Source organism: Pseudomonas sp. PS01303 (genome assembly GCF_029959385.1).
In the GTDB taxonomy this organism is placed as follows: domain Bacteria; phylum Pseudomonadota; class Gammaproteobacteria; order Pseudomonadales; family Pseudomonadaceae; genus Aquipseudomonas; species Aquipseudomonas rustica.
Genome location: NZ_JASCPK010000202.1, coordinates 1 through 8,092, shown reverse-complemented (window position 1 = coordinate 8,092; position 8,092 = coordinate 1). Strand labels below are relative to the sequence as shown.

The 8,092-nt window shown below is 60.0% G+C and carries 8 protein-coding genes; 7 read left to right on the top strand and 1 reads right to left on the bottom strand.

Features of this window, described 5'->3' with window-relative positions; translation table 11 throughout:
• Window positions 1-318: 318 nt before the first annotated feature.
• Window positions 319-2,394: an AsmA family protein gene (locus QMX93_RS28565; protein ID WP_282358888.1), complete on the bottom strand. Its 2,076-nt coding sequence runs from the start codon at window positions 2,392-2,394 to the stop codon at window positions 319-321.
• Window positions 2,395-2,779: 385 nt separating this feature from the next.
• Here QMX93_RS28565 and QMX93_RS28560 point away from each other — a divergent pair, with 385 nt between their 5' ends.
• The 7 genes from QMX93_RS28560 (at window position 2,780) to QMX93_RS28530 (ending at window position 7,982) form a co-directional block, all read left to right on the top strand.
• Complete coding sequence (locus QMX93_RS28560; RefSeq protein WP_053116819.1) at window positions 2,780-3,196, top strand: hypothetical protein; 417 nt, start codon at window positions 2,780-2,782, stop codon at window positions 3,194-3,196.
• A gap of 169 nt (window positions 3,197-3,365) precedes the next feature.
• Complete coding sequence (locus QMX93_RS28555) at window positions 3,366-3,998, top strand: TetR family transcriptional regulator (protein ID WP_053116818.1); 633 nt, start codon at window positions 3,366-3,368, stop codon at window positions 3,996-3,998.
• Between the two features lie 249 nt (window positions 3,999-4,247).
• Window positions 4,248-4,748: an urease accessory protein UreE gene (gene ureE / locus QMX93_RS28550; protein WP_282358887.1), complete on the top strand. Its 501-nt coding sequence runs from the start codon at window positions 4,248-4,250 to the stop codon at window positions 4,746-4,748.
• Window positions 4,745-5,419: an urease accessory protein UreF gene (locus QMX93_RS28545; protein ID WP_282358885.1), complete on the top strand. Its 675-nt coding sequence runs from the start codon at window positions 4,745-4,747 to the stop codon at window positions 5,417-5,419. Before ureE ends, QMX93_RS28545 begins: the two co-directional genes overlap by 4 nt.
• A gap of 11 nt (window positions 5,420-5,430) precedes the next feature.
• Complete coding sequence (gene ureG / locus QMX93_RS28540) at window positions 5,431-6,045, top strand: urease accessory protein UreG (protein WP_053116815.1); 615 nt, start codon at window positions 5,431-5,433, stop codon at window positions 6,043-6,045.
• 27 nt (window positions 6,046-6,072) lie between these two features.
• On the top strand, window positions 6,073-6,645 hold the full coding sequence (locus tag QMX93_RS28535) for a HupE/UreJ family protein (RefSeq protein ID WP_282358884.1): 573 nt from the start codon (window positions 6,073-6,075) through the stop codon (window positions 6,643-6,645).
• Between the two features lie 203 nt (window positions 6,646-6,848).
• The gene (locus QMX93_RS28530; protein WP_282358883.1) at window positions 6,849-7,982 is read left to right on the top strand and encodes an AGE family epimerase/isomerase; all 1,134 of its coding nucleotides are present in this window, start codon (window positions 6,849-6,851) and stop codon (window positions 7,980-7,982) included.
• Window positions 7,983-8,092 lie beyond the last annotated feature (110 nt).

Here is an 8,092-nt window from a genome sequence, read left to right as displayed (position 1 = left end):
ATCCTGAACGACCTCTAAACCCTGATAAATCGCCTTCGCGAGCAGGCTCGCTCCCACATTTGAAATGCATTCCAATGTGGGAGCGAGCCTGCTCGCGAAGAGGCCGCAACAAAAGCACAAAGATCGCAGCCTTCGGCAGCTCCTACATGAGAATGCATTAACTGATCGTTCCCACGCTCCGCGTGGGAATGCAGCCCGGCACGCTCTGCGTGCCTTTTTAATGCCAACGCGGAGCGTCCGTAGAGGCATTCCCACGCAGAGCGTGGGAACGATCGGTGTAGGAGCTGCCGAAGGCTGCGATCTTTTGCTCATGCCCGATTACTTGGTGGGTTTAACGGTTACCGGCGCTTTCCCTTCCTTCATCTGCTCCAGCAACGGCGCACACTGATTCGGCTCGCCACCACTCGGCGCCACCAACGCCAGCAACCCCGCCGCCGGTGCCGCAATCACGCCCAATGCCACCATCCCCGCACCGCGCAACAGCAACGGCACTGGTTTAACCCCGGCGTCCGGCTTGATGAACTTGCCGCGCACGTACAGCGGCGAACGCAGGGAAATCAAACGCCAGCCCTTCGATTCCGGCGTCACCGTCAGATCCAGTTGCTCGGTGGCCATGTTCGCCGTGCCATCGATATAAATGATCGCGTTCTCGGTATCGAAGACAAACAGCTGCGTGGTCGCCAGACCGGTTTTGATATCGAAATCCGCCGCCGCGCAGTTGATCTTCACTTCCTTGTCGCCAAAGATTTTGCCGACCACGTAGTTACCGACGTTAAGCCCGGCCAGCTCCATCAATTCACGACTGATCGCACCGTCATTGATCAGCATCTTCAACTTGCCATTGGCACCGCCCAGCAGCTTCGCCACCGAGTTGCCGCGACCGCTGATATCGGCGTCGCCATTCAGCTCGCCGAAACTGGTCTTCATCGGTTCAAAGGTCGGGAACAACTCTTTGAGCTTGAAGCGGCGCGCGGTGAGTTTGGCCTGGCCTTCCATCGGTTCGGTGCGGCCGTTGAGACGGATTTGTGCATCGAGATTGCCGCCAGCGACGCCGAAGCGCAGCGGCTGCAAGCTCAGTTCGCCGTCGTTGAGCACCAGATGCGTATAGAGGTCATTGAACGGCAGCTTCTCGCTGTGGACGATGCGCTTGCCGGTGAACTCGACGTCGGCATCCATCGCGCGCCAGCGGTCGGTCTTGAACTCCTCGACCGGCAGCACTTTATCCGCCGGTTGCTTGCTGTCGCCGCCACGGGCCTTTTGCTTGTCATTCGAATCGGCGCCGATCAGCGGCGCAAGGTCGGCGAATAGCAGTTGATTGGAAACCAGCGCACCGCTGAGTTTTGGTCGCGGCTGGGTAGCGGCGTAAGTCAGGTCGCCATGAATATCGCTGTTGCCGATCTTGCCGTTGAATTTTTCGTAAGTGAATTTCGCGCCGGCAGCGTCATGCAGTTTGGCGATCAAATGACCGTCGGTGGAATACGGCGGCGTGTCGGGCAGCGTGACGCCGGTCAGCGGGTATAGATTGCCGAGGCTGTCGCCGGCCAGTTTCAGGCGCAGGTCAAGGGCGCCGAGATTCATCGGGTCGGTCAGGGTGCCGGCCAGTTCAATGCGGGTGTCGCCGATCTTCGCCTGGGCTTGCAGCGGAAACGGTTTGCTCGCGTCCTGCAAGGCCAGCAATCCGCCGATCTTGCCCTGGCCAGTAAGGTTCTGGCCGTGGTATTGGCCTTTGACCTTGAGCGCAAACGCGTAGTCCTGCGGCGCGCCGCCCTTGTCCTGCGCGGTTTTCGCCGCTTTGTCGCCAACGATGTCGCTGTACGGAATCGGCTTGCCCAGCGGATCGATCAGCACATCGAGATTGGTTTTCAGGGTCTGGTCATCGAGGGTGACGTGGCCCTTGTCGAAACCGATGGCGCCGATGTCGACCACCCAGCTCGACGGTTCAGCATTCGGATCCTTGGGATCAAACTTGAACACCCAGTTGGCGCGACCATCCGCCAGTCGTTGCAGATCGGCGTTGGGCTCGGTCAGGTCGATTCGCGGAATCACCACGCGTTGCGCCAGCAGCGCCAGTGGCGAGATGCGCAGTTCGACACGTTTGAGGGTGACCATCTGCGGTTTCTTCGACCAGTCCGGATTGCCCAGGCTCAAATCCTCGGCAACCACATGCGGCCACGGCACCCAAGCGCGCCAGCCGCCTTCATCCGGCTCGCGCTGCCAGATCACCGCGAGGTTGCCATTGATGGCAAACGGTCGGTGCAGTTCTTCCGAGACTTTGGCGTTGAGCGGCGGTTTGATCCGGTTCCAGTCGAAGAACACGATGATCAATACCAGCACGGCCAGTAGCAGCACGAGGATGGCGAAGGTCCAGCTGAAGATTTTTCCAGTGCGCGTCATGCACAAAACTCCTGATCACGACCCCTCACCCAAAACACGGTGAAAGGCTGAAACGGCGGGCCAAAGCGGCCCCTATGAAAACTGTGACTGGCAAAAGGCCCGCAGGTTTAACCGAAAAGCCGATTAAGACGGAAAAACCCGGGTGAATTCTGACCGATCAGTCGAACAGCGTTACCGCGACCCGCACTTTTGCGAGGCGCGAGTGGGTCGAAAATACCCACCTCGGTGCAAAACCGATGCTCTGAAAGGCCCGATCTAGAGCCTCCCGCCAGAACAATCAATTCTGTTGATTATTACCATTGCGTTTATGAACTTTTATATCGACTTATCGAGAGTAGCATTGACCTCGTACCCACTTTATCGCCCTCCCAAGGAGCAACCCATCATGAAACGCCAATTACTGCTTAGCCTTACCCTCTCGATGCTGGCCAGCACTGCTTTCGCTCTGCCTGCTGCCGAACAAGCCACGCCACAAGTGAAAACCAGCTACTCGGTGTTCAGCCAGACCGTTGCTGCCGACGGCTCCGACCACACCAAAGGCACCCTCGCTGAAGACGGCTACGACAAAACTCCACAGGGTCAAGCTGTAGCAGAAGGCGGCCGTGATCGCCTGGAAGAAAAAGGTCTGGTCGAAGATGGCTACGACAAAACCCCTCAAGGTCAGGCTGTCGCCGAAAACGGTCGCAACCGCCTCGAAGAAAAAGGCCTGGTTGAAGACGGCTACGACAAAACCCCACAAGGCCAGGCTGTTGCCGAAGGTGGTGGTGATCGTGTGATCGAACGCAACAGCGCTGTGAGCTGAGCCCATGGTGGCCCAGAAAAAAAGCCCAATCGACGGATTGGGCTTTTGACTTTTCAGGCCCCGGTAAAACATCCCGCAAAAATCCCCGCTGCACCGTCCTGCCGTTCGACGCCGATAAAGCCGATTTGCTAGAGTGCGGCGCTTGTCCCGCCGAAGAACACACCCTGCGATGCTGCCCCGCGCCGAACAGAAGCAACAGACCCGCAACGCCCTGATGGACGCTGCCCGCCACCTGATGGAAAGCGGCCGAGGATTCGGCAGCCTGAGCCTGCGCGAAGTGACCAAAACCGCCGGGATCGTGCCCACCGGTTTCTACCGGCATTTTGCCGATATGGACGAATTGGGTTTGGTGCTGGTCAGCGAAGTCGGTCAGACCTTCCGCGAAACCATCCGCCTGGTGCGCCACAACGAATTCGTCATGGGCGGTATTATCGATGCCTCGGTGCGGATCTTTCTTGATGTGGTCAGCGCTAATCGCTCGCAATTTCTGTTTCTCGCCCGCGAGCAATACGGTGGTTCGCTGCCGGTGCGGCAAGCCATTGGTCGGTTGCGCGAAAACATCAGCTCCGACCTTGCATCGGATCTGACGATGATGCCCAAGCTCCAGCATCTCGATGCCGATGGCCTGAGTGTGATGGCTGATCTGATCGTCAAATCGGTGTTCGCCACCCTCCCCGACATCATCGACCCGCCCGCCGAAGCGCTGCCGGAGCATCTGACGCCACAGGCGAAGATCACTCAGCAGCTGCGTTTTATCTTTATCGGCCTGAAGCATTGGCAGGGCCTGGGCAGTACCGAGTAAAGATCAAGAGATCGCAGCCTTCGGCAACTCCTACAGAAATTGCGTTTCATGTAGGAGCTGCCGAAGGCTGCGATCTTTTTTTGCCCGCTGCAAATTGGTGCATGTAAAAACCTTCATGCACCAAAACCTTCCAAATCCCCGCAACATCTTGAAACATTCACTACTCTCCGACAGGGATTTCCTACATCTCGTCCGATTGGCAAGGCCCTTGCTCTAGACCAATCATTGTCCATAGCTGGAAGTTTTCCGATGCTGGTGATTCACCGCAGAATCGACCCTCAACCCGTCTGGGTCGCCGAGTTGCACCTGACCTTCGAAGCGCGGAGCAAAAGCCGTTTGCGCTGTTTCAGTGCCGAGGGCGAAGACGTCGGGTTGTTTTTGGAGCGTGGCCAACCGCCGCTGTATGACGGCGAATGCCTACAGGCTGAAGACGGCCGCATCGTCCGCGTCTGCGCCCGCCCCGAGCAGTTGCTGCACGTCACCTGCGCCAACGCCTTCGAACTGACCCGCGCCGCTTATCACCTCGGTAACCGCCATGTCGCCCTGCAGGTCGGTGACGGCTGGCTGCGTCTGCTCGACGATTACGTACTCAAGGCGATGCTCGAACAATTGGGCGCGCAGGTCTCAGCCATCGAAGCACCGTTCCAGCCGGAACATGGTGCTTATGGCGGCGGCCACCACCATTCACGACACGGCGACGAAGACTTCAACTACGCGCCGAAACTCCATCAGTTCGGCGTACGCCTGTGAATCCGGCCTGGGCGCTGCTGCGCCTGGCCAGTCCGCAGCTGCCGATTGGCGGCTACAGCTATTCGCAAGGCCTGGAAATGGCGGTGGATAACGAACGGGTGAAAAACCCGGACGACGCCCGCCGCTGGATCAGCGATCAGTTGCTGTTGAACCTGTCGCGCTTTGAGGCGCCGCTGTTGCTTGCGCATTGCCAGGCAGCGGCGGATGAAAACTGGAGCGAGTTGCTGATCCTCTGCGAAAGCCATCGCGCCAGCCGCGAGACTCGCGAGTTGCATCTGGAAAGTCGGCAGATGGGCTATTCGTTGCAGCAACTGCTCAACGGTTTGCCGGAGCTCGACGCGCCTGCCCGTGATTTTCTCGATCAACGCACTGAACCGCATCTGGCCTTGTGCTGGGCGCTGGCTGCACGCGCCTGGGGCATCAGCCCGCAAGACGCCCTCGCCGCGTGGCTGTGGAGTTGGCTGGAAAACCAGCTCGCCGTGCTGATGAAAACCCTGCCGCTGGGCCAGCAAGCCGCCCAGCGCCTGACCAGCGAATTGCTGCCGTTACTGCAACAGGCGCAGCAGGACGCGACCCGAATCAATCCCGAACACATCGGCAGCGCCGCGTTCGGCCTGTCCCTGGCGTGCATGGCCCACGAGCGCCAGTACAGCCGCCTCTTTCGCTCCTAGGAGAAACATTCATGAACACACAACCTCTGCGCGTCGGCATCGGCGGCCCGGTCGGTTCCGGCAAAACCGCGTTGACCCTGGCCCTGTGTCTGGCCCTGCGCGAGCGCTACAACCTCGCCGTGGTCACCAACGATATCTACACCCGCGAAGATGCCGATTTCCTCGTGCGCAATGAAGCCCTCGCGCCGGAGCGCATCATCGGCGTGGAAACCGGCGGCTGCCCGCACACGGCAATCCGCGAAGACGCCTCGATCAACCTTGAAGCGGTCGATCAACTGAACCGGCGCTTCCCGGGGCTGGATCTGATTCTCGTCGAGTCGGGCGGCGATAACCTGTCGGCGACGTTCAGCCCGGAACTGTCCGACCTGACTATCTATGTGATCGACGTCTCCGCCGGCGACAAGCTGCCACGCAAGGGCGGGCCAGGGATCTGCAAATCCGATCTGCTGGTGATCAACAAGATCGACTTGGCGCCGCTGGTGGGCGCCTCGCTGGAAATGATGGACAGCGACACAAAACGCATGCGCAACGGCAAGCCGTTCGTCTTCAGCAACCAGAAAACCGGTCAGGGTCTGGAAGCCATCATCGCCTTCATCGAACGCCAGGGCCTGCTGACCGCAGCCTGATTTATTTATCAACAAGGAAGCTTATTCATGACACTTAAACGCATTCTCGGCGCCATGGCACTGCTGCTGACCCCGGCGCTGGCCTTCGCCCACCCGGGCCACGGCGACAGTGGATTGATCGCCGGCATCAGCCACCCGATTGGTGGCCTCGACCATTTGTTGGCAATGGTTGCCGTCGGTTTGTGGGCGGCGCAGCAACAAGGCGCCGCGCGTTGGGCCCTGCCGTGCACGTTTGTCGGCACCATGTTGATTGGTGGCCTGCTCGGGTTTGAAGGGCTGGAACTGCCGGCGCTGGAAAGCGGCATTGCCGCGTCGGTGCTGGCGCTGGGTCTGGCGGTGGCATTGGCCGTGCGTCCGCCGTTGGTGATGGCGGCGGTGGCGACGGCGGTGTTTGCGTTGTTCCATGGTGTCGCGCATGGTTTGGAATTGCCGGATATGACTAGCCCGTGGGCGTATGCGGCGGGTTTTGTGGCAGCTACGGCGGTGTTGCATGCGACGGGTTATGCGCTGGTGCGTTTTCTGCCTCAGGCTGCTGCGCCGTTGGTTCGTCTTGCAGGTGCGGCTTCGGCGGTGACCGGTGCCTGGTTGTTGGCGGGTTGAATTTTTAGCGTCTGAGCTGGCCTCTTCGCGAGCAAGCTCGGCTCCTACAGGGATCTTTGGTGTTCACACGGTTGTGGCCATCGCGCATAACTTGTAGGAGCTGAGCTTGCTCGCGAAGGCGGCCTGACAGACACCGTCTCTCTCAAGCAGTGCTCTCTGCTACCATGTCGCGCAATCGCCCCAGCCCGTGACGACGTCCGCCCATGCCCCACGCTTCCCGCTCCACCTCCCTGCCTGAATTGACCGCCCTGTTCGGCGCTGTGCAACAGCACTTCGTCAACGTGATCGTGCCCCTCTGGCAAGGCCCGGGCTGGAACGCCGACATGGCGCTGCCGTACGAGGCGCTGGACGCCGCGCATCAACCCTTGCCACCGCAGCGCTATCGCGCGATGGCCTGCGCGCGGCAGTTGTATCTGTTTTCCAGTCTGATCGGGGTTGTGGATAACGCAGAGGTTCGCGCGGCGGCGCTGTTCCGCTCCTTGCAACGGCACTTCCACGATGCCGACCACGGCGGCTGGTTCTACAGCATCGATGCGCAAGGCAAGCCGCTGGATCAGCGCAAGGATCTCTACACCCACGCCTTCATCCTTTTTGCTTGCGCGCATTACTGGGGCAAGTCCGGCGATCCGCTGGTCGAGTCGACGTTGAATGCGGCGCTGGAAATAATTGGCCGACGCTTTGCCACCGGTGATGGGTTGTACGAGGCGTGCCTGGATCGCGACTGGATCACCCTCGAAACCGGCCCTTTGCAAAACCCGTTGATGCACCTGGCCGAAGCCTTCCTCGCCACGCTCGCCGTTCGCGAAGATGCCCAGACCCAAACCGCGTTGCTGGAGTTATGCACAGCCATGCACAAGCGCTTCGTCGATCCGCAACATGGCGTGTTAATGGAGAAACCACTGGGGGCTGTGGATAACTGGTACGAGCCGGGGCATCAGTTCGAATGGTATTTCCTGCTCGAGTCGTCGCCGTTGTTGCGCGGTTCGAAACTGCACGCGGCGCTGGATCGGGCGTTTGCGTTTACTGAGCAGCATGGCGTGGAACAGCCGTCAGGCGCGGTGCGGGCGATGCTCGATCTGCGACAGGATGGCCAGCCGAAGGATTCGACTCAACGAATCTGGGCGCAGGCGGAATATTTGCGCGCGCTGACCTTGCGTCAGGGCAGCGAGGCGGTGGTGTTGCGTCAGTTGCAGGCGTTGCAGCAGCGGTTTCTGCATGCCGGTGGCTGGCATGAATGCCGGGATGAGCAGGGTGAGGTGAGTCGCAAGGACATGCCTTCGACCACGCCGTATCACCTTGCGACTTGCTATAGCGGCCTGGCTGAATATTTGCGCTGATCTCATGGCAAATGAGATCCAGTGTGCTGAGGAGATCTACTGTGGCGAGGGGATTTATCCCCGTTGGGCTGCGCAGCGGCCCTGAAAAGAGCGGGGCCGCTGCGCAGCCC